Below are 19,573 nucleotides of genomic sequence, written 5' to 3'. Positions count from 1 at the left end.
AGGCCACCTGATAGTACCCGAAATTTTCGCGCCGGGTGAGCTTATCCCCGGAATTGCGGCAGGTAGTCGCGGTTCAGCGTCAGCACTTCTTCGAGCAGTGATTGGGCAAGTACCGCGTCGCCCACCAGCGGGTTGGTCACGAGTGCCAGCAGTCCGCTGTCGCGACAGCCTTCCACCGCCGCCTTAATGGTGAGCCGTTCATACGTTTTCACCTGCACCGTTAAGGCGTGCATCGCAGGTGGCAACGCGCCGAACACCAGCGGGTGCGCGCCCTGCGCGTCCACCACGCAGTTGGTTTCCACTACGGCGTCATCCGGCAGCCCGTGAATAGCCCCGCGGTTGGCAGTGTTAACCACAAGCGTGGTGCCGCGGTCGTTATGAATGGCATCGATAAGCTCCAGCGCCACCTGCGAATAGAACGCGCCGCCGCGAAAGCTGAGCTGCTCCGGTTTTTGCGCCAGGTGCGGATCGCTGTACAGTCTGAAGAGATCCTGTTCTACCGCCATCACCTGTTCGGCGCGGGTGCCACGACCGCGCGCCGCCTCAATCTCTTCTTCCAGCATCTGACGACTTAAGTAGAAATAGCGGTGGTACGGGCACGGAATAGCGCCGAGCGCGCGCAGCAGCGGCGCGGGCCACGGGGCTTCCTGGATGTTGTTCATGGTGAGCGTCGCCCCGTTACACAGTTTGTCGAGCACCTCCTGCGTGCGGTCCTCGCCGCGCACCGTCACCTGATGCACCCACACCATATGATTCAGCCCCGCAAACCGCAGCGCCACCTCCTGCGATGGCGCGCCCAGCATCGCGGCTATCATATGGTGCATGGTGACGGGCACATTACACAGCCCGATGATTTTCGCCCGGCTGTGGCGCTGCACCGCCTCGGTGACAATCGCCGCCGGATTGGTGAAGTTGATTATCCAGGCGTCCGGTGCCAGCGCTTCCACTTTGCGGGCGATATCCAGCAATACCGGAATGGTGCGTAGCGCTTTCGCAAAACCGCCAACGCCAGTGGTCTCCTGGCCCATCAGCCCATATTTCAGACCGAGCCGCTCGTCGGCGGCGCGCGCCGGGAGCTGGCCCACACGTAGTTGCGTCAGCACAAAGCGCGCGCCGCGAATCGCCTCATCGGGCGTGAAATGCACCGTCACGCGCACGTGCGCCAGCCCGTTTTTATCAAGCATACGGCGCGTCAGCCCCGCGATGATCTCTACTTTCTCGCGCCCCGGCTCGACATCCACCAGCGCAAGTTCATGCAGCCTGATGCTCGCTTTGCGGGCGATAAGCCCTTCCACCAGCTCCGGCGTATAGCTGCTGCCGCCGCCGATAATGGCGATTTTAATAGTCTGTTCGGTCATGAGGTTCTCCCTGTGGTCTGTGCCGAAGCGGCGACGGCATCGCTTTCCTGCGCCTGCGCGCGCTCCTGGCTGATAAGCTGTTTTTCATACACTTTAAAAAAGGGGTACCAGAGCAGGCCGTCCACGACCAGCAGAACGACCACCAGCAGTGCGGCACGCATATCCCAGGCGGCGGAAATCATTGCCCCCAGCGGCGCGGGCGCGGTCCAGGGCGCCATCGCCACCATTTTCTGCACCAGATCCATCTCCAGCGCCACATACGCCAGCACGGTATTAACGAGCGGCACCAGCAGCAGCGGCACAAACAGCGTCGGGTTCATCACTACAGGCGACCCGAACAGCAGCGGCTCGTTGATATTAAAGACTGCCGGCACAATACTCAGCCGCCCGATGGTTTTCAGATGCGCTGAACGGCTTCGCAGGTACAGCAGCGCCAGCACCAGCGTTGAACCGGAGCCGCCGATGCAGACATAGAACGCCCAAAACGGGGCCGTGAGGATTTGCGTGGTATGCGCGCCCTGAGAGAGCAGCGCCGCATTGGCGGCGATATTCGCCATGAACAGCGGGTTCAGTAACCCCTGCACCAGATTGTCGCCGTGGATACCCGCAAACCAGAGCAGATTCGCCAGCAGCACACAGAGCAAAATCGCGGGCAGGCTGTCGCCTGCGGCGATCACCGGCTGGAAAAGTTGCATCACCGCCGCCGGGATAAGCATCTGGAATTCGCTCTGCATGACCAGGCTTAACGGGTAGAGAGTGAGCAGAATGCCGGTCATCGGCAGCAGCAGATCAAACGAGCGCGCGATAGCGGGCGGTACCTGCTCCGGCAGGCGCAGCGTAATGCCATATTTTTTAAGCAGCCGCGTCAGCTCAACCGACCAGACAGCGCACAGCAGCGCGGTAAACACACCCTGCCCGCCGAGGAAATCGAGCGACAGTTTATTATCAGCCTGCGGCGCGGCCACGAGCAGAAAGGCGGTCAGTGAGAGCAACCCGGCGGTAAGACCGTCCAGCTGGTACGATTTTGCGAGGCTATAGGCCGTCCCGACAGAAACAAACACGCTCATTAACCCCATCGTCATAAAAAACGGCATGGTGATGGTGTTCCAGTGCGCTTTGGCAAAGCCGAGCCAGAGCCTGCCAAAGGCAGACGTCGTCGACTCATCAAACGGCGGATTGGCGATGATAAGCATGATGCTGCCAATAATGAGAAACGGCATGGCGCAGATAAAACCATCGCGAATAGCGATGATATGCCGCTGGGTACCGATACGTCCGGCGAGCGGCGCGACATGGCGCTCGACCAGCGCCATCACTCCGGTATAAAGACTCATAGCGCACCCCGTGTTGCGTGATACATGCGATTTCCCCCGTTGCGTGACGTTAAAATAAGAGCGCTCTCAATACATAATCACTGTAACTCAGTCGGCAAAGCGCCATTGTGAGAGCGCTCTCATTATGGTTATAAAAAAGACAGCACAGATAAACGTCGGGAGAAATCCCACCGCGGACGCGGTGGGCGAACACTAGATGCGGCGCGCCTGCCAGAACTTTTTGCGCCAGTAGACGTTATCAAGAGAAGAACGCATCACGCCGCGGCTGGTGGAGGCGTGGATAAACTGGTTATCGGTGTCGTAGATGCCGACATGAAGGCCGTGTTGTCCGGAGCCGGTTTTAAAGAAGACTAAATCGCCAGGCAGCAGCTCGTCTTTATCGATTTCGGTGCCAATCTCCGCCTGCTGACGGGTTTCGCGTGGCAGCATCAGCGAGAAACGATCGCGGAAGGTCATCATCACAAAGCCAGAACAGTCCACGCCACCGCGGCTCATGCCGCCGTAGCGGTAAGGCGTGCCGTACCAGTGGTTCAGCTGGTCGTTGAGTTCAGCAATCACGGTGATGGAGTCGGAAAGTCGTGCATTTGGCGGCGGCGCGCGGTGGGAGCTACATCCCGCCAGCAGCAGCGTCGCAACAAGAAAGATCCATAGCCGCATTTTTCAGGCAAATCCTCTGGCCTTGTGATTTTTCGCTAATGTAGCCGCCAGCGCGTCGGCTGGCAAGATGGTCGCGCTCAGAGCGCATTGATAAGCATACTGTGGCCGTCAATCTGTAAACGGCGAAACGGCAAGCCGTAAGCCTCGCCGAGCCGTGAGGGCGTCATTACCTCATCACGCGCGCCCTGGGCGAGCATTTTCCCGTCGCGCAGCAGCCAGACGCGCTGCGCATGACGCAGCGTATGGTTCAAATCGTGACTGCTCATCACCACCGCGATCCCCGCCTGCGACAACAGAGCCAGAAGCCTGTCGAGCGCGGCCTGCTGCGCGACGTCCAGACTGTTCATCGGCTCGTCGAGGATCAGCAGCCTGCCGTGGGGATGATTGCGCGGGTGAATTTGTAAGATAACGCCGGCTAGGCGCACGCGCTGCCATTCGCCGCCGGAGAGCGCGTTAACCGGGCGCGCCAGCTTGTCGTCAAGCATCAGACTGTGCGCCACCTCTTCCAGCGCGGCGGCGCACTGCGCGCCACCGTGGAGCGTCAGATAGTGCCAGACCGGCATGGCGAATGGCGGCGTCTGCTGCTGCGTCAGATACGCCCGCTGACGCGACAGCGTGGCCGCGCTCAGCGACGTAAGCGGTTGGCCGTCAAAGAAGATTTCGCCTGCGCCATCAGACAGGCCCGCCATACGATGCAGCAGCGTGCTTTTGCCCGCCCCGTTAGGGCCGACAAGATGGATAATATCGCCCGCCTCAAGCGTCGCGCAAAGCGGCCCAAGGCGGGTGCCCACCGCGACATCACGCAGCTGCATCAAAGGCATCGTTACTTCGCCAGCGCCAGCTTAATGGCTTCCATCACGATGGGATCTTCCGGCGTCATATCCGGCGAGAAGCGCTGGATCACCTGACCGTCGCGGCCCACGAGAAATTTTTCAAAGTTCCAGAGGATGTCGTCCGGGTAAAGCGGCGCGCGGCCTTTACTCGCCATCCGCTCATAGAAACCGCTCTGCTCCGGCGCGACGGCTTTCGGCGCGGCGGCGATGAGCTTCTGATACAGCGGATGGCGGTTGTCGCCGTTGACGTCAATCTTGCTGAACATCGGGAACGTCACGCCGTAAGTGGTGCTGCAGAACGTTTTAATTTCGTCTTCGCTGCCCGGCTCCTGGCCCAGAAACTGGTTGCAGGGGAAACCCAGTACGCGAAAGCCGGACGGCTCCCAGGCTTTGTGAATATTTTCCAGCTGCTCATACTGGGGCGTCAGCCCGCACTTTGAGGCGACGTTAACGATCAGCAGCACTTTGCCTTTGTACTGCTCAAGCGAAATGGTTTCACCGTCAATGGTGGTCACTTCGGTATTCAGAATGTCGTGTTGCATAGCTTCCCCTTAAGAAGAGTGAGATGGAACTAGCGTCCAGCCTTTAATAATAGCCAGATAAATACCGGCGCGCCCAGGGTGGCGGTGACTACGCCAATCGGCAGCTCTGCGGCCGCGAGCGTCAGACGCGCGATGATATCGGCCGCGAGCAGCACCCCGCCGCCTGCCAGCATCGCGGCGGGCAGTAATGCCCGATGATCGGTAATGCCGCACAGGCGCAGCATATGCGGCACCACAAGGCCGACAAAACCAATCGCGCCAGCGAGCGCCACGCTGACGCCCGCAAGCCAGCCAGTGGCGATGACCAGCGCGTTGCGCCACAGCCAGACCGGCAGACCAAGCTGACGCGCGGACGTTTCGCCAAGAGAAAGCATATTCAGCGCCCTCGCCTGCATCCCGCCCCAGACGAGCGGCGGAAGCAGCGCGAGCATCAGCCAGCCCTGCTGCCAGTCGATGCCGCTGAAACCGCCCATCATCCAGTACATGAGCTGGCGCAGATCGAGGCTGGTGGAAAAATAGACGGCCCAGGTCATGAGCGCGCTACAGACGATACCGAGCGCGACGCCCGCCAGTAGCAAACGGCTGGTGGAGAGATGACGCCGCGCGAAATGCAGCAAAATAAGCGTGGCGATAAGCGCGCCTGCGATGGCGCACAGCCCGAGCGACCAGCCTGGCAGCACGCCGCCGCCGAGCATCACCGCCGCAACCAGCCCCACGCCCGCGCCATTAGAGACACCAAGAAGCCCGGGTTCTGCGAGCGGGTTTTCAAACAGCGCCTGCATCATCGTGCCGCAGAGCGCAAGCGCCGCGCCCACCAGCACAACGGCAAGCGTTCGCGGCAGCCTGATTTGCCAGACGAAGAGTTTCCCTGCGTCGGCTGACCATGCCGCAGGCCAGAGCCAGACATCGCCCGCGCAGAGGCTCACCATGACCGCCAGTACGAGCGCCAGCGCAAGGCCCGTCAGCACGCGTCGCTCGCGGCGGCGTTGGGTATGAATACACAAGGAAAGTGAGGCGAGTTGAGATTTCATGCCTTTGATTTTACGGCTCGTCTGACACAGGACAAAGAAAAAAGGCCGCGGGATGCGGCCTTTTTGGTCAGGTCAGATTAATTTTCTTTCGGCGAAGCGTTCTCTACGCGACTTTTCAACTTCTGCCCCGGGCGGAAGGTAACCACACGGCGAGCCGTAATGGGAATATCTTCACCGGTTTTCGGGTTGCGTCCGGGACGTTGGTTCTTATCACGCAGGTCAAAATTACCGAAACCGGAGAGTTTTACCTGCTCGCCATTTTCCAGAGCGCGACGGATCTCTTCGAAAAACAGCTCTACCAGTTCTTTGGCATCCCGCTTGCTAAGCCCAAGCTTATCAAACAGATATTCTGACATTTCAGCTTTTGTAAGCGCCATAGGTTCAATCCCTCAATGATGCCTGGAATCGCTCTTTTAGTGCCGTTACACATTTCGCAACAGTAGCGGCAATCTCGTCTTCTTCGAGTGTACGGCCGGTATCCTGAAGGATCAGGCTGATGGCAAGGCTCTTATAACCCTCCGCAACACCCTTACCGCGGTACACGTCAAATAAGTTTACGCCAACTACCTGATTTGCGCCAACTTTCTTACACTCGGCCAAAATATCTGCTGCCGGTACGTTTTCAGCGACCACAACGGCGATGTCGCGGCGGTTCGCCGGGAAGCGGGAAACCTCCTGCGCCTGCGGTATGGCACGCTCGGAAATCTTGCTCCAGAGCAGCTCAAACACCAGTGTGCGGCCATTGAGGTCAAGCTTACGCTCAAGCTCAGGATGCACAACGCCAATAAAACCAATGCGTTCGCCTTTTAAATAAATGGCAGCACTTTGGCCGGGATGCAAGGCCGGATTGGCTTCTGCACGGAACTCAATTTCAGATAATTTACCCGTAAGTTCCAGAACCGACTCCAGCGTCCCTTTCAAATCGTAGAAGTCAACGCTGGCTTTCGCCAGATCCCAGTGCTCCTCATAACGGTTGCCGCACAGCGCGCCTGCCAGCATAAGATCCTGGCGAATGCCGAGGTCTGCCTGTGTATCAGGCACAAAGCGCAGGCCCGTTTCAAAGATACGAACGCGGCTCTGCTGACGGTTCTGGTTATAAACGACCGTGGTGAGCAGACCGCTCAGCAGCGACAGGCGCATCGCCGACATTTCGCTGGAGATCGGGCTTGGCAGGATCAACGCTTCTTCACCCGGATGCAGCAGCTGCTGCACTTTAGGATCGACGAAGCTGTAGGTGATCACTTCCTGGAAGCCGTGATCGTTTAGCAGCGTTTTCACGCGCTTGAGCGAGAGATCCGCTTCACGATGATTGCCCATCACCAGCGAGGCCTGTACCGGCTCGTTCGGAATGTTGTCGTAGCCGTAAACGCGGGCCACTTCTTCCACCAGATCTTCTTCAATCGCGATGTCAAAACGCCATGACGGCGCGACAGCCTGCCATTCGTCCTGCCCTGCAGTAACTTCACAACCGAGGCGCTTAAGGATATCGGTGACCTGTGCATCGGCAATGTGATGGCCGATCAGGCGATCGAGTTTACTGCGGCGCAGCGTGATGGTCGCGCGCGTCGGCAGATGGGTTTCACTGGTGACATCGATAACCGGGCCTGCTTCGCCGCCGCAGATATCAAGCAGCAGACGCGTGGCGCGCTCCATCGCTTTGAACTGCAGCTGCGGGTCAACGCCGCGCTCGTAACGGTGAGAAGCGTCGGTGTGCAGGCCATGACGGCGTGCGCGGCCGGTGATGGCGAGCGGCGCGAAGAAGGCGCATTCCAGCAGGACGTTGCGGGTTTCGCCGTTAACACCGGAGTGCTCGCCGCCGAAAATACCGCCCATCGCCAGCGCTTTTTGATGGTCAGCAATCACCAGAGTGTCAGCGTTCAGGGTCGCTTCGTTGCCATCCAGCAGCGTCAGCGTTTCGCCCTCTTTCGCCATACGCACTACGATGCCGCCGTCGATACGGTCGAGATCGAATGCGTGCATCGGCTGGCCCAGTTCAAGCAGCACGTAGTTAGTGACGTCAACCACGGCATCGATTGAACGAATGCCGCAGCGACGCAGTTTTTCACGCATCCACAGCGGCGTCGGCGCGGTCACATCGATGCCTTTCACGACGCGGCCCAGATAGCGCGGGCAGGCGTCTGCGGCGTCGACCTGAATCGGCAGCGTATCGTTGATGGTCGCCGCGACCGGCGCGATGTCCGGTACATTCAGCGGCTCGGCATTAAGCACGGCGACATCGCGCGCCACACCGATAATACCCAGGCAGTCGGCGCGGTTCGGCGTCACGCTGATTTCGATGGTGTTGTCATCAAGCTTCAGGTATTCGCGAATATCCGTACCAATCGGCGCGTCGGCCGGCAGTTCGATAATGCCGCTGTGATCGTCGGAAATCCCAAGCTCAGAGAACGAGCACAGCATCCCTTCGGACGGCTCGCCGCGCAGTTTCGCCGCTTTGATTTTAAAATCGCCCGGCAGGACCGCACCGACGGTCGCTACCGCCACTTTCAGCCCCTGACGGCAGTTCGGCGCGCCGCAGACGATATCGAGCAGGCGTTCGCCGCCCACGTTGACTTTCGTGACGCGCAGTTTGTCGGCATTCGGATGCTGGCCGCATTCGACGACTTCGCCCACGACCACGCCGTGAAACGCGCCCGCGACCGGCTCCACGCCATCCACTTCGAGACCCGCCATCGTGATTTGATTCGCCAGCGCCTCGCTGTCGAGGGCCGGATTAACCCACTCGCGTAACCACAGTTCGCTAAATTTCATTGTTCTGTCCTGCCCTTATTTAAACTGTTTGAGGAAACGCAGATCGTTTTCGAAGAAAGCGCGCAGATCGGTCACGCCATAGCGCAGCATGGTGAGACGTTCCATGCCCATGCCGAACGCGAAGCCGGAGTAAACTTCCGGATCGATGCCGACATTACGCAGCACGTTCGGATGCACCATGCCGCAGCCCAGCACTTCCAGCCACTTGCCGTTTTTCCCCATAACGTCCACTTCAGCGGAAGGCTCGGTAAATGGGAAGTAAGACGGACGGAAACGAATCTGCAGATCTTCTTCAAAGAAGTTACGCAGGAAGTCGTGCAGCGTGCCTTTCAGATTGGTGAAACTGATGTTTTTATCGACGATCAGCCCTTCCATCTGATGGAACATCGGCGTGTGAGTCTGATCGTAGTCGTTACGATAAACACGGCCCGGCGCGATGATGCGAATAGGCGGCTGCTGATTTTTCATGGTGCGGATCTGCACGCCAGAGGTCTGGGTACGCAGCAGGCGCGTCGCGTCGAACCAGAAAGTATCGTGATCCGCACGTGCCGGGTGGTGCCCCGGAATGTTCAGCGCGTCGAAGTTGTGATAGTCATCTTCAATCTCCGGGCCGGTCGCTACCGTAAAACCGAGTTCACCGAAAAAGCTTTCGATACGATCAATAGTACGAGTGACCGGATGCAGACCGCCATTCTCCACGCGGCGGCCCGGAAGCGAAACATCGATAGTTTCTGCCGCCAGACGGGCATTCAGCGCGGCGCTTTCCAGCTCATTTTTACGCGCGTTCAGCGCCTGCTGAACCTGCTCTTTGGCTTCGTTGATAACCGCGCCCGCGGCCGGGCGCTCTTCCGGCGGCAGTTCGCGCAGGGTGGTCATCTGAAGGGTCAGATGCCCTTTTTTCCCTAAATATTCGACGCGTACGTTATCTAACGCGGCAACATCCTGGGCGCTGGTTATGGCCGCCTTTGCACTGGCAACCAGATCTGCGAGATGTGGCATGGTTTTCCTCGTTATTCGGCGCTTGCGCCGGTTTGTTGAACTCTGTCTTGTTATTCTTCTGTTTCAGGTGACACGCCTTGCGGCCAAATAAATCTGCGGCGCGTGTGTCGCCTGCCACTTGAAACAGACCCAAAAACGGCAGATATAAAAAAAGCCTCCTGATGGAGGCTTCTGGCGTTGATTTTCCGTTTCTTTTCTTACGCGCAAAGCCCCTCTGATTCAGGCGCTAAAGTAAAAAAAGAAGCGGAAAATGGCAGCGTTCATGCTTGCGTTACCCTGAGGCTTAATGGCGAATTCTCTTATTGAAAGGCGCGCCAGTAAAAATGTCAACAGATTGATATGGCAGAAATTAAAAGAGGGAGCGTGGCTCCCTCTTTCAACTGGCTTACGCCAGAGCTGCTTTCGCTTTTTCAACCAGGGCAGAGAATGCCACTTTGTCGAATACGGCGATGTCAGCCAGGATCTTACGGTCGATTTCAACAGAGGCTTTTTTCAGGCCGTTGATGAATTTGCTGTAAGAAATACCGTTCTGACGTGCTGCTGCGTTGATACGTGCAATCCACAGCTGACGGAACTGACGCTTACGTTGACGACGGTCACGGTAAGCGTACTGACCTGCTTTGATAACAGCCTGGAAGGCAACGCGGTATACGCGAGAACGCGCACCGTAGTAGCCTTTAGCTTGTTTCAAAATTTTCTTATGACGTGCACGTGCAATCACACCACGTTTTACGCGAGCCATAGTGCTCTCCTGTTTCTATTCTGTAAAAAAGTTAAAAGTTAAACGGCTTATGCGTACGGCAGGCACGCGATTACCAGACCCAGATCGCCTTTGGAAACCATGGCTTTCGGGCGCAGGTGACGTTTACGCTTGGTCGCTTTTTTGGTCAGAATATGACGCAGGTTAGCGTGCTTGTGCTTAAAACCACCTTTACCGGTTTTTTTGAAGCGCTTAGCAGCACCGCGTACGGTCTTAATTTTTGGCATCTTAATTACATCCACTTCGCATTGTTAATTAAACGAAACGTAGGCGAACAAAATCTGTGAAGCCCAAAGGCTCCACAGAAACTGTTACTTGAAGGCCTTACTGTTTCTTCTTAGGAGCGAGCACCATAATCATCTGGCGGCCTTCGATCTTCGTTGGGAAGGATTCGACTACTGCCAGTTCTTGCAAATCGTCTTTCACGCGGTTAAGCACTTCCATACCGATTTGCTGGTGGGCCATCTCACGACCGCGGAAGCGGAGCGTGATTTTGGCCTTATCGCCTTCTTCGAGAAAGCGAATCAGGCTGCGGAGTTTTACCTGATAGTCGCCTTCATCTGTACCAGGACGGAATTTAATTTCCTTAACCTGGATAACTTTTTGCTTCTTCTTCTGTTCCTTAGAAGACTTACTCTTTTCATAAAGGAACTTGCCGTAGTCCATGATACGACAAACTGGCGGCTCGGCGTTAGGGCTGATTTCAACTAAATCTACTCCAGCTTCTTCAGCCTTTTCGATAGCTTCTCTCAGACTCACAATTCCCAGCTGCTCGCCTTCCAGACCTGTTAAGCGAACTTCCTGGGCGCGAATCTCGCCATTGATACGATTCGGACGTGCCGTTTGAACTCGTTTTCCGCCTTTAATACCTTATTCCTCCAGTTGTTGAAGACTGCGGCTGCGAATCTCTTGCTGCAGCTTTTCAATTACGTCGTTAACGTCCAGGCTACCGAGGTCTTTACCACGACGGGTACGAACGGCCACTTTGCCTGCTTCGACCTCTTTATCGCCACAAACTAACATGTATGGAACACGACGTAATGTATGCTCGCGGATTTTAAAGCCAATCTTCTCGTTTCTCAAGTCTGCTTTTACACGAATGCCTGCATTTTGTAGTTTACGGGTCAATTCGTTAACGTATTCAGACTGCGAATCGGTGATATTCATCACCACGACCTGTACCGGAGCAAGCCATGTCGGGAAGAACCCGGCGAACTCCTCGGTCAGGATACCGATAAAACGTTCCATTGAGCCCAGAATCGCGCGGTGAATCATCACCGGCACCTGGCGCTCGTTATTTTCGCCCACATAAGACGCGCTCAGACGCGACGGCAGGGAGAAGTCGAGCTGTACGGTGCCACACTGCCAGGCGCGATCAAGGCAGTCATAGAGCGTAAACTCGATTTTCGGGCCGTAGAACGCGCCCTCACCCGGCTGATATTCAAACGGGATATTGTTCTCTTCCAGCGCAACCGCCAGGTCGGCTTCCGCACGGTCCCACATTTCGTCGGTACCAATACGTTTTTCCGGACGCGTGGAGAGCTTCACCACGATCTTTTCAAAGCCGAAGGTGCTGTACATGTCATAAACCATGCGAATACAGCTGTTCACTTCGTCGCGCACCTGTTCTTCCGTACAGAAGATATGGGCGTCATCCTGGGTGAAACCACGTACACGCATCAGGCCATGCAGCGCGCCCGAAGGCTCGTTACGGTGGCAGCTACCGAACTCCGCCATACGCAATGGCAGGTCGCGGTATGATTTTAGACCCTGATTAAAGATTTGCACGTGGCCCGGGCAGTTCATCGGCTTGATGCAGTATTCACGGTTCTCGGAAGAGGTCGTGAACATCGCGTCTTTATAGTTATCCCAGTGGCCGGTTTTTTCCCACAGTACACGGTCCATCATGAACGGACCTTTAACTTCCTGATACTGATACTCTTTAAGCTTAGAGCGAACAAACGTTTCCAGCTCGCGGAAGATAGTCCAGCCGTCGTTATGCCAGAACACCATACCCGGCGCTTCTTCCTGCATATGATACAGGTCGAGCTGCTTGCCAATTTTACGGTGATCGCGCTTCGCGGCTTCTTCCAGACGCTGCAGATAGGCATTCAGCGCTTTCTTATCTGCCCACGCAGTACCATAGATACGCTGCAGCATTTTGTTGCTGCTGTCGCCACGCCAGTAAGCGCCTGCGGTTTTCATCAGCTTAAAGTGATGGCAGAAGCGCATGTTCGGCACATGCGGACCGCGGCACATATCCACATATTCTTCGTGGTGATACAGGCCCGGTTTATCGTCACGGGAAATATTTTCATCAAGAATAGCGACTTTGTAGTTCTCGCCACGCTTCACAAACGTTTCGCGGGCTTCCTGCCAGCTCACTTTTTTCTTGATGACGTCGTAATTAGTTTCCGCCAGCTCATGCATACGCTTTTCGAGGGCGTCGATATCTTCCTGAGTCAGGGTATGGTCGAGATCGATATCGTAATAAAAGCCGTTGTCGATAACCGGGCCAATCGCCATTTTAGTATGGGGCCACAGCTGTTTGATGGCATGACCCAGCAGGTGCGCACAGGAGTGACGGATAATTTCCAGACCGTCTTCATCTTTCGCGGTAATAATCGCGAGCTGAGCGTCCTGTTCGATACTGTCGTGAGCGTCCACCAGCTCGCCATTCACGCGGCCTGCGATACAGGCTTTCGCGAGTCCCGGACCGATATCCAGGGCAACATCCATGGGGCTGACAGCATGGTCGTAATGGCGTTGGCTGCCATCAGGAAGCGTAATAACAGGCATTATAAATCCTTATTCACAGTGGTGACCCACACGCAAGATCACATATGATTTGAAAAATGGTTTTGATTCAGTAAGTTATGTAGCCATCTGACCAACATTCGCCAAATTGGTACACACTTTTGGTACGCAACGCCTATTCCATATGGTTTTCAGGCTTTGCTTCTATACCCATGGTAACACTAATAAAATGGATAAAGCTATCCATGCTCAGATGGCAGATACTCATGCCCGGAATAAGCGATAAGCGTCAGTTAGAGCGCAAAGTCTCTGTTTCCCGCTTCCTGGACTTAGCGCCCATCGCTTATTACGCCAGCAATAAAAGGCGCATTTATTCGGCAAACTTCAATAGCGCTTCGCCATCAAGGCGATAGCGTACCCATTCAGATTGCGCCGCCGCGCCAATGCTGAGATAAAAATCGATGGCAGGCTGGTTCCAGTCCAGCACGCTCCACTCAAGGCGACCACATTGCCTTTGCACCGCGCACCGGGCGATATGTTTTAACAGGCTTCTTCCCGCCCCTTTACCGCGATATTCAGGCGAAACATATAAATCTTCCATATAAATGCCGTTACGCCCGAGCCATGTGGAATAGCTGGTAAAGAAAACGGCATATCCTACGGCTTTATCGTCAATCTCGCATATCAGCGCTTCCGTTTTGCTGCCTACGCCAAAGAGCGTTTCCCGAATCTCCTCTGGCGTCGTGACCACTTCATGTGGGGCTTTTTCATAGACCGCCAGTTCATAAATCATTTCATAAATTGCCGTTGCATCTTCCGGACGGGCTGCGCGAATGGTGTAGCTCATTGGTTTTCCTGTTATCTCATCATGGGCAGACATTGATGGCGTTAAGCATACGGGGTAATGTCAGGAGAATTAAGTGCAATGAAATCACTCAATGATGAATATTATGCATCCATCCTTAAGGCGTCTTGATTTAAATCTTTTACCGGTTTTTGACGCTATCTATCGGCACCGCTCCGTTCGCAAGGCTGCCGATGAACTGGCGATGAGCACCTCGGCCCTGAGCCACGCGCTGTCGCGGCTGCGCACCACGCTTAACGACCCGTTATTTTACCGGGAAGGCCACCGTATGTGCCCCAGCGTATACGCCTCCCAGCTTGCGCCTTCCATCGCTTCGGCACTGAAATTTCTCAATCAGGAGCTGACGCCGCAGCCAGAGTTTGACCCGGCCAGCAGCACGGAGTGCTTACAGATTGCCATCACCGATTTCACCGCGTTTTGCATTTTCCCTGCCCTCATGCACCGGCTGCAGCGCGACGCGCCCGGCCTGCGTTTTGAGTTACGCTATTTACCCCACAGCCCGGCGCTGAATGAACTGCTGGCGGGCGAAATGGATCTGGCGCTTGGATTCAGCGCACCGGAGGATATCCGACACGCGGAGCTGGACGAAATCAACTGGCTGGAAGATGACTATGTTGTTATCAGCAGCGCACGCAGAGCACAGCTGACGTTTGAGGATTATCTTGCAGCCAGACACGTGGTGGTAACGCCCTGGAATGAAAAGCAAGGCGTGCTTGATTCTCAGTTGGAAAAGATGGGTTATGCGCGCCACATCGCGCTCAAAACCCCTTCTATGCTTGGCGCGCCGTTTATCGTTGCAGAAAGCGACTTACTCATGGCGCTTCCCCGCTTTGCCGCGCAAAAACTGCTGCCGGCAACCGATCTCAGAATATTTGAATTACCTTTCGAAGTACCGTCGTTTGAAGTGAAAATTTATTCACATCAACGCAGTGGTAAACGCGGCGCAACCGACTGGCTTAAGCGCGTCCTGCAAGCGCTGGCAAGAGATAGGTAGCACGTGAAAATCACGTTCTCGTTAATTAAGCACTCAGCGCGCTACAGGCGTCCCGGGCTTTCATCGCGCAGGAGATCCCCCTGCACGGCGGCGTAACGCTCTTTTGCCCTGATGCTTGTGTCAGCGACCGCCTGGTTCTGGGGGGTGAACTTTTCCGGACAATGACAGCACGTTAAACTGCGGGATTCATTTGCCGGCATCGTTCAGAAAGGAAAATAACGCCATGGCTCTGGAACCTGAAATTGCACGTCTTGTTGATGACTTTATCACAGCGGGCCGCCCCTCCCCGCGCACGCAGACATTTGAAGAGCGTCGCGCAGGTTATATCGCCAGTACGGCGCTCGCCGGTGTTCCTGAGAGCCGCGTGAATATTGAAGATACGACGATTGACGCTATGCCTTTACGTATCTTCTCGCCACTGAATAGAGAGAACGCGCTCCCGGCGATTATCTATTATCACGGCGGCTGTTTTGTAAGCGGCGGGTTTGCTACACATGATAATCAACTGCGCCAGCTGGCCTTCCTGAGTGGTTGTCGGGTGATTGCGGTGCAATACCGTTTAGCGCCAGAGCATACTTATCCCGCCGCACATGATGATGCCGAACGCGCCGCGCAGCTTATCTGGCGAAACGCGGAAACACTGGGCATAGATCGCAACCACATAACATTTATGGGCGACAGCGCGGGCGGTCATCTGGCGCTGATAACCGCCCTGCGATTAAAAAATAGCGGCGCGTGGCTGCCCCGCCAGCTGGTGTTGATTTATCCGATGCTGGACGCCACGGCATCCTCTGAGAGTTATCTGTCAAACGGTCGCGATTATGTCCTGACAAGCGACGCGTTTCTGAGCGGTTTCGAGGCTTATCTTGCTGATACCGATATTTTGCACCCTGAAGCCAGCCCGTTATTTCGTAATGATTTCGCAGGATTACCGCTGGTACACATCATCACGGCGGAATATGATGCGTTACGTGATGAAGGCGAAGCGCTGTTTGCGCGGATGACGCAGCAAGGGGTGAACTGCACGGCGCAGCGTTATCTCGGCGTTATTCACGGTTTCTTTCAGCTTGGCGGCATCAGCCAGGCCGCGCGCAATGTAATGCAGGATATTTGTGCCTTAATACGTTCAGGAAATACGCATTAGGGCGCTGCATTTAACCAAGCGTTCTGGAGAGAATAATGAGCCCCTGATGCTCGTCGAACCCATGTTTGCGGTAGAAGAAATCGGAGGGGTAAGCTTTATGGGTGTTGAGAATGATCGCATTCAGACCTTCGTTTAAAGAACGATCGGCGATGAAATTCATCAGCGCGCTACCAACACCCTGTCCCTGACAATCGGGATCGACGAAAAATTCATCGATATAATACTCAACGCCCCCCGGCCACGGTTTCTTAAAACCGATACTCGCTGCGACTATTTTCTCGTCATATCTGGCAATGTAACCTCTGAAATAATTATTTTTAAGATGTTGCTGGATAAAAGCGATGACCGGCGCCAGCTCGCTCTTTTCAAACCAGGGCGCTTCTTTATAGACCTTACAGTAGAGATGGGCGCATTCGGTGATATGGGTATCGTTAAGCGCTGAAAAATCAATTTTCATTTAAGTCCCTGCGTCAGCCGGTTTACGGATCAGGCAAATCTACTTCACCGCACAGAAAAGTGTCAAAAAGAAGGCGTCAGAAAGGAGCAATGAAAGCGAGTCTTAGCAGCTAAAAATGAGAGCGTCAGGCGGCCTGATCAAGTGCCTGACGCTGCGAATCATCGAGATGCGTTATTTCTTGTTAGCGCTAACGAGGGTCTCGTCCGCTTTCCAGAGGCGATATTTCACGTCGATATTTTCGGGCGCATACACCACCACCGGCAGCTTGCTGTTGTAATTCAGCATGCCATTTTCACCAAGGTTTGCGGTGACGAATTTTTTCTCTTTTTTACCGTCCGGGCAGGCCATCATGGTTGAGGTATACATGACCGAGCCGTCTGCATTTTTGGCGGACTCAAACGTGTAATAGTCATATCCCCAGCCTTCGAGTGTTTTACGCTCAAATTTTCCGGCCAGCTGATGCTTATTACAATCAACGTCAAGGGTCTGGCCTATAACCAGTTCGACTTTGTAGGATGCTTCATCCTGGCGCTCAGGCAATTCGATCACCTGACGAACCATGCTTTTTTCCGCCTTTGGGAAAGGCGCGATATTTTCAGACGTTTTTTCGGCGGCGAATACGCTACCGGAAATGCAACCGGCAGCAGCCAGGCTTAACATGAGCGTTGAAATCTTATTCATTATGAAAGTTCTCCACAGGTTTTAGCTCCACGGTAAAAACTGAATTCAATTTCAAAAACCGTGACAATCACTGCCATATTATTCATAAGCAGTGTTTTATGTCACCCTCACGCAAACCATAGCTAATTTTTCTCTGTATCATTTATTTTACAACGCGTAAAAATCAATGGTTACTCACGTTAATAATCGTTAACCGGCTTAGCGCTTCAGAACCGCGGTGCGATACCATGCTTCGGCGATTTAATATTGGCCGCCCAGACTTTGATCTCCTTCTGGCTCATTAAAGTAAAATCTGAACGCAGCTTTTCGACGAGCGCGTTGACTTTATCGGCGTCACGTACCAGATAGTGCTCAATCTTTTCTGAGCCCTGCTGGGTACAAAAATAGTCAGCGGGAATGATGTCACTGTTGATTTCCAGTGCTCTTGGCTGCGCCGGGCATTTTCCTGGCGTCAGAGAAGAGATCACCATATTCGCTGAACGGAAACCCGCCTGCGAAATACTCAGCATGACCGGACTGCCCCCGGCGGTCTGGGTCATATCATATAAAACCGCGTCTTTTTCATACCACGTATTATATTCGCGGCCCTGAACCACTGCGCTGGCAGGGCCAGTGCTGCCAAGAAAAAGGCAGTACATCAGAAAGGATTTTTTCATTGTTATTCATTGCCGGTGTGTGTGCAGCGATCATTCACAATCTGATTTTAAGAATCAAGCTATTAAGTTTTTACTGAGTACAACCGAATGCGGGGATTCAGGAATAACTAAAGGCAGGTAAAGCAGGAAAAAGAAAAGCCCCCGCAGGGGCTTTAGTCTTACTCGTTAATGCGAGGATGCTGGTCAACCAGACGGGTGCGTTTCTCCTGCAACTCGGCGATCTCTTTATCAATATCTTCAATTTTCTGTTCGATATTGTCATGGTGCTCACGCAGAATTTCGCGCGCCTCCTGGATATCCGATGCCGCAGGCGTCGCGCCCTTCAGCGGACGGTTTGCCGTCTCTTTCATCGTCAGGCCAGTAATCAGACCAATGACCGCGATAACCATCAGGTAATAGGCTGGCATCATCAGGTTTTCTGTACCTTCCACCAGCCATGCTGTCACGGTCGGCGTCAGACCGGCAATCAATACCGAGATATTAAACGCGCTTGCCAGTGCGCTGTAGCGGATGTGCGTCGGGAACATCGCCGGGAGCGAAGATGCCATCACACCGGTAAAGCAGTTCAGGATCACCGCCAGCATCAGCAGACCAGAGAAAATCAGGCCGATAACGTTACTGTTAATCAGGACGAACGCAGGGATGGCGAGCACCATCAGCGCCACGCTCCCAAAAATCACGAACGGGCGACGACCAAAACGGTCGCTCAGCAGGCCCATCACCGGCTGGACAAACAGCATACCGATCATAATCGCGATAATAATCAGCACGCCATGCTCTTCCGAGTAGTGCAGATTATGCGACAGATAGCTCGGCATATAAGTAAGCAGCATGTAATAGGTCACGTTGGTGGAAATTACCAGACCGATACACGCCAGCAGGCTGCGCCAGTGTTTAGTCGCAATCTCTTTAAAGGAGACTTTCGGGCCGTGCTGCAAACCTTCGCGATCGCCCTGCTCCAGCTTATCAACATGCTGCTGGAACGCCGGCGTTTCTTCCAGCGCATGGCGCAGGTAGAGACCAATCAGGCCAAGCGGCAGCGCCAGAAAGAACGGCAGTCGCCAGCCCCAGCTCAGGAAATTCTCTTCGCCAAGGATAGCAGAGATAAGCACCACCACGCCTGCGCCCAGTACGAAGCCCGCAATAGAGCCGAAATCCAGCCAGCTGCCCATAAACCCACGTTTACGATCCGGGGAATATTCCGCGACAAATATTGACGCGCCCGTATATTCGCCGCCTACCGAGAACCCCTGCGCCATTTTACAGAGTAACAGCAGGACAGGCGCCCAGATACCTATCGACGCATATGAGGGAATAAGCCCGATACAGAATGTACTGACGGACATAATCACAATAGTTATGGCGAGGATCTTCTGGCGGCCGTATTTATCGCCGAGCATCCCGAAGAACAGCCCACCCAACGGACGGATAAGAAAGGGAACCGAAAACGTCGCCAGCGCGGCGATCATCTGCACGCTTGGATTGGCATCCGGGAAAAACACTTTGCCGAGCGCGTAAGCCACAAAGCCATACACACCAAAATCAAACCACTCCATCGCGTTACCGAGAGAGGCTGCGGTAATCGCCTTACGAAGTTTCGCATCATCAATAATCGTGACGTCACTCAGAGAGATCGGTTCTACTTTTTTTCTTTTAAGCTTCATATCCATCCTCATTGAATTCGCTCTTTGACTTGGGTGGCGGTCAGCCGCTTCCCTCAGTCCGCTTCCTTAGCG

21 protein-coding genes and 1 other annotated feature are annotated in these 19,573 nt (G+C 54.8%); of the genes, 2 read left to right on the top strand and 19 right to left on the bottom strand.

Annotated elements, in window-relative coordinates; genetic code table 11:
- Positions 1–41 precede the first annotated feature (41 nt).
- The 15 genes from ACUW6V_RS07565 to ACUW6V_RS07495 form a co-directional block, all read right to left on the bottom strand.
- Positions 42–1,358, bottom strand: a complete 1,317-nt coding sequence (locus ACUW6V_RS07565) for a 6-phospho-beta-glucosidase (RefSeq protein WP_454038189.1) — start codon at positions 1,356–1,358, stop codon at positions 42–44.
- Positions 1,355–2,692 carry a PTS sugar transporter subunit IIC gene (locus tag ACUW6V_RS07560; protein ID WP_454038188.1) on the bottom strand — a complete coding sequence of 446 codons (1,338 nt, stop codon included), beginning with the start codon at positions 2,690–2,692 and terminating at the stop codon, positions 1,355–1,357. The genes ACUW6V_RS07565 and ACUW6V_RS07560 overlap by 4 nt, the downstream gene beginning before the upstream one ends.
- Positions 2,693–2,884: 192 nt before the next feature.
- Positions 2,885–3,349 (bottom strand): NlpC/P60 family protein, encoded by a 465-nt coding sequence (locus ACUW6V_RS07555; protein ID WP_454038187.1) that lies wholly within the window; start codon positions 3,347–3,349, stop codon positions 2,885–2,887.
- A gap of 77 nt (positions 3,350–3,426) precedes the next feature.
- Positions 3,427–4,170 (bottom strand): vitamin B12 ABC transporter ATP-binding protein BtuD, encoded by a 744-nt coding sequence (btuD, locus tag ACUW6V_RS07550; protein WP_164997449.1) that lies wholly within the window; start codon positions 4,168–4,170, stop codon positions 3,427–3,429.
- A 2-nt stretch (positions 4,171–4,172) separates the two neighbouring features.
- Positions 4,173–4,724, bottom strand: coding sequence for a glutathione peroxidase (locus tag ACUW6V_RS07545; protein WP_004387815.1), 552 nt, complete (start codon positions 4,722–4,724; stop codon positions 4,173–4,175).
- A gap of 29 nt (positions 4,725–4,753) precedes the next feature.
- The gene (gene btuC / locus ACUW6V_RS07540; RefSeq protein WP_454038186.1) at positions 4,754–5,755 is read right to left on the bottom strand and encodes a vitamin B12 ABC transporter permease BtuC; all 1,002 of its coding nucleotides are present in this window, start codon (positions 5,753–5,755) and stop codon (positions 4,754–4,756) included.
- 77 nt (positions 5,756–5,832) lie between these two features.
- Entirely contained in the window at positions 5,833–6,132 is a 300-nt protein-coding gene (gene ihfA, locus ACUW6V_RS07535; RefSeq protein WP_004387086.1) for an integration host factor subunit alpha, read from the bottom strand.
- A 4-nt stretch (positions 6,133–6,136) separates the two neighbouring features.
- Positions 6,137–8,524, bottom strand: coding sequence for a phenylalanine--tRNA ligase subunit beta (pheT, locus tag ACUW6V_RS07530; RefSeq protein WP_454038185.1), 2,388 nt, complete (start codon positions 8,522–8,524; stop codon positions 6,137–6,139).
- 15 nt (positions 8,525–8,539) lie between these two features.
- Complete coding sequence (gene pheS, locus ACUW6V_RS07525; protein WP_007867262.1) at positions 8,540–9,523, bottom strand: phenylalanine--tRNA ligase subunit alpha; 984 nt, start codon at positions 9,521–9,523, stop codon at positions 8,540–8,542.
- A 144-nt stretch (positions 9,524–9,667) separates the two neighbouring features.
- Positions 9,668–9,792 (bottom strand) — a sequence feature (Phe leader region).
- On the bottom strand, positions 9,743–9,787 hold the full coding sequence (gene pheM, locus ACUW6V_RS07520) for a pheST operon leader peptide PheM (RefSeq protein ID WP_106120997.1): 45 nt from the start codon (positions 9,785–9,787) through the stop codon (positions 9,743–9,745). Its footprint overlaps the feature before it by 45 nt.
- A gap of 116 nt (positions 9,793–9,908) precedes the next feature.
- Positions 9,909–10,265, bottom strand: coding sequence for a 50S ribosomal protein L20 (rplT, locus tag ACUW6V_RS07515; RefSeq protein WP_000124849.1), 357 nt, complete (start codon positions 10,263–10,265; stop codon positions 9,909–9,911).
- 47 nt (positions 10,266–10,312) lie between these two features.
- Positions 10,313–10,510 (bottom strand): 50S ribosomal protein L35, encoded by a 198-nt coding sequence (gene rpmI / locus ACUW6V_RS07510; protein WP_001124225.1) that lies wholly within the window; start codon positions 10,508–10,510, stop codon positions 10,313–10,315.
- A gap of 97 nt (positions 10,511–10,607) precedes the next feature.
- Positions 10,608–11,150, bottom strand: coding sequence for a translation initiation factor IF-3 (gene infC / locus ACUW6V_RS07505; RefSeq protein WP_012905609.1), 543 nt, complete (start codon positions 11,148–11,150; stop codon positions 10,608–10,610).
- A gap of 3 nt (positions 11,151–11,153) precedes the next feature.
- A complete protein-coding gene (gene thrS / locus ACUW6V_RS07500; protein WP_454038184.1) occupies positions 11,154–13,082 on the bottom strand; it encodes a threonine--tRNA ligase in 1,929 nt (642 codons plus the stop codon).
- Positions 13,083–13,410: 328 nt separating this feature from the next.
- Positions 13,411–13,887, bottom strand: coding sequence for a GNAT family N-acetyltransferase (locus tag ACUW6V_RS07495; protein WP_104671764.1), 477 nt, complete (start codon positions 13,885–13,887; stop codon positions 13,411–13,413).
- Between the two features lie 91 nt (positions 13,888–13,978).
- Here ACUW6V_RS07495 and ACUW6V_RS07490 point away from each other — a divergent pair, with 91 nt between their 5' ends.
- Together ACUW6V_RS07490 and ACUW6V_RS07485 are read left to right on the top strand one after the other, a co-directional pair.
- Complete coding sequence (locus tag ACUW6V_RS07490; RefSeq protein WP_454038183.1) at positions 13,979–14,899, top strand: LysR family transcriptional regulator; 921 nt, start codon at positions 13,979–13,981, stop codon at positions 14,897–14,899.
- Positions 14,900–15,122: 223 nt separating this feature from the next.
- Positions 15,123–16,043: an alpha/beta hydrolase gene (locus ACUW6V_RS07485; protein WP_109995557.1), complete on the top strand. Its 921-nt coding sequence runs from the start codon at positions 15,123–15,125 to the stop codon at positions 16,041–16,043.
- Between the two features lie 10 nt (positions 16,044–16,053).
- On the opposite strand, the gene ACUW6V_RS07480 is transcribed toward ACUW6V_RS07485, so the two are convergent.
- From ACUW6V_RS07480 to proP, 4 genes are all read right to left on the bottom strand, one after another.
- Positions 16,054–16,500 (bottom strand): GNAT family N-acetyltransferase, encoded by a 447-nt coding sequence (locus ACUW6V_RS07480; protein ID WP_104658585.1) that lies wholly within the window; start codon positions 16,498–16,500, stop codon positions 16,054–16,056.
- Between the two features lie 171 nt (positions 16,501–16,671).
- On the bottom strand, positions 16,672–17,181 hold the full coding sequence (gene eco, locus ACUW6V_RS07475) for a serine protease inhibitor ecotin (protein ID WP_454038182.1): 510 nt from the start codon (positions 17,179–17,181) through the stop codon (positions 16,672–16,674).
- A gap of 206 nt (positions 17,182–17,387) precedes the next feature.
- Positions 17,388–17,837 carry a hypothetical protein gene (locus tag ACUW6V_RS07470; RefSeq protein WP_454038181.1) on the bottom strand — a complete coding sequence of 150 codons (450 nt, stop codon included), beginning with the start codon at positions 17,835–17,837 and terminating at the stop codon, positions 17,388–17,390.
- Positions 17,838–17,995: 158 nt separating this feature from the next.
- Positions 17,996–19,501 (bottom strand): glycine betaine/L-proline transporter ProP, encoded by a 1,506-nt coding sequence (gene proP / locus ACUW6V_RS07465; protein ID WP_007894028.1) that lies wholly within the window; start codon positions 19,499–19,501, stop codon positions 17,996–17,998.
- Between the last annotated feature and the right edge of the window lie 72 nt (positions 19,502–19,573).

Source organism: Cronobacter sp. 153480017-3, from assembly GCF_053627815.1.
This window is presented reverse-complemented; position numbering and strand designations above follow the sequence as displayed.

Bases quoted from the DNA above. Each gene is read 5' to 3' on its own strand.
- pheT (WP_454038185.1), bottom strand. From the start codon at position 8,524: ATGAAATTTAGCGAACTGTGGTTACGCGAGTGGGTTAATCCGGCCCTC.
- ACUW6V_RS07470 (WP_454038181.1), bottom strand. From the start codon at position 17,837: ATGAAAAAATCCTTTCTGATGTACTGCCTTTTTCTTGGCAGCACTGGC.
- ACUW6V_RS07565 (WP_454038189.1), bottom strand. From the start codon at position 1,358: ATGACCGAACAGACTATTAAAATCGCCATTATCGGCGGCGGCAGCAGC.
- ACUW6V_RS07545 (WP_004387815.1), bottom strand. From the start codon at position 4,724: ATGCAACACGACATTCTGAATACCGAAGTGACCACCATTGACGGTGAA.
- ACUW6V_RS07555 (WP_454038187.1), bottom strand. From the start codon at position 3,349: ATGCGGCTATGGATCTTTCTTGTTGCGACGCTGCTGCTGGCGGGATGT.
- btuC (WP_454038186.1), bottom strand. From the start codon at position 5,755: ATGAAATCTCAACTCGCCTCACTTTCCTTGTGTATTCATACCCAACGC.
- pheS (WP_007867262.1), bottom strand. From the start codon at position 9,523: ATGCCACATCTCGCAGATCTGGTTGCCAGTGCAAAGGCGGCCATAACC.
- ACUW6V_RS07495 (WP_104671764.1), bottom strand. From the start codon at position 13,887: ATGAGCTACACCATTCGCGCAGCCCGTCCGGAAGATGCAACGGCAATT.
- rplT (WP_000124849.1), bottom strand. From the start codon at position 10,265: ATGGCTCGCGTAAAACGTGGTGTGATTGCACGTGCACGTCATAAGAAA.
- ACUW6V_RS07490 (WP_454038183.1), top strand. From the start codon at position 13,979: ATGATGAATATTATGCATCCATCCTTAAGGCGTCTTGATTTAAATCTT.
- ACUW6V_RS07485 (WP_109995557.1), top strand. From the start codon at position 15,123: ATGGCTCTGGAACCTGAAATTGCACGTCTTGTTGATGACTTTATCACA.
- btuD (WP_164997449.1), bottom strand. From the start codon at position 4,170: ATGCCTTTGATGCAGCTGCGTGATGTCGCGGTGGGCACCCGCCTTGGG.
- rpmI (WP_001124225.1), bottom strand. From the start codon at position 10,510: ATGCCAAAAATTAAGACCGTACGCGGTGCTGCTAAGCGCTTCAAAAAA.
- ACUW6V_RS07480 (WP_104658585.1), bottom strand. From the start codon at position 16,500: ATGAAAATTGATTTTTCAGCGCTTAACGATACCCATATCACCGAATGC.
- ihfA (WP_004387086.1), bottom strand. From the start codon at position 6,132: ATGGCGCTTACAAAAGCTGAAATGTCAGAATATCTGTTTGATAAGCTT.
- proP (WP_007894028.1), bottom strand. From the start codon at position 19,501: ATGAAGCTTAAAAGAAAAAAAGTAGAACCGATCTCTCTGAGTGACGTC.
- ACUW6V_RS07560 (WP_454038188.1), bottom strand. From the start codon at position 2,692: ATGAGTCTTTATACCGGAGTGATGGCGCTGGTCGAGCGCCATGTCGCG.
- eco (WP_454038182.1), bottom strand. From the start codon at position 17,181: ATGAATAAGATTTCAACGCTCATGTTAAGCCTGGCTGCTGCCGGTTGC.
- thrS (WP_454038184.1), bottom strand. From the start codon at position 13,082: ATGCCTGTTATTACGCTTCCTGATGGCAGCCAACGCCATTACGACCAT.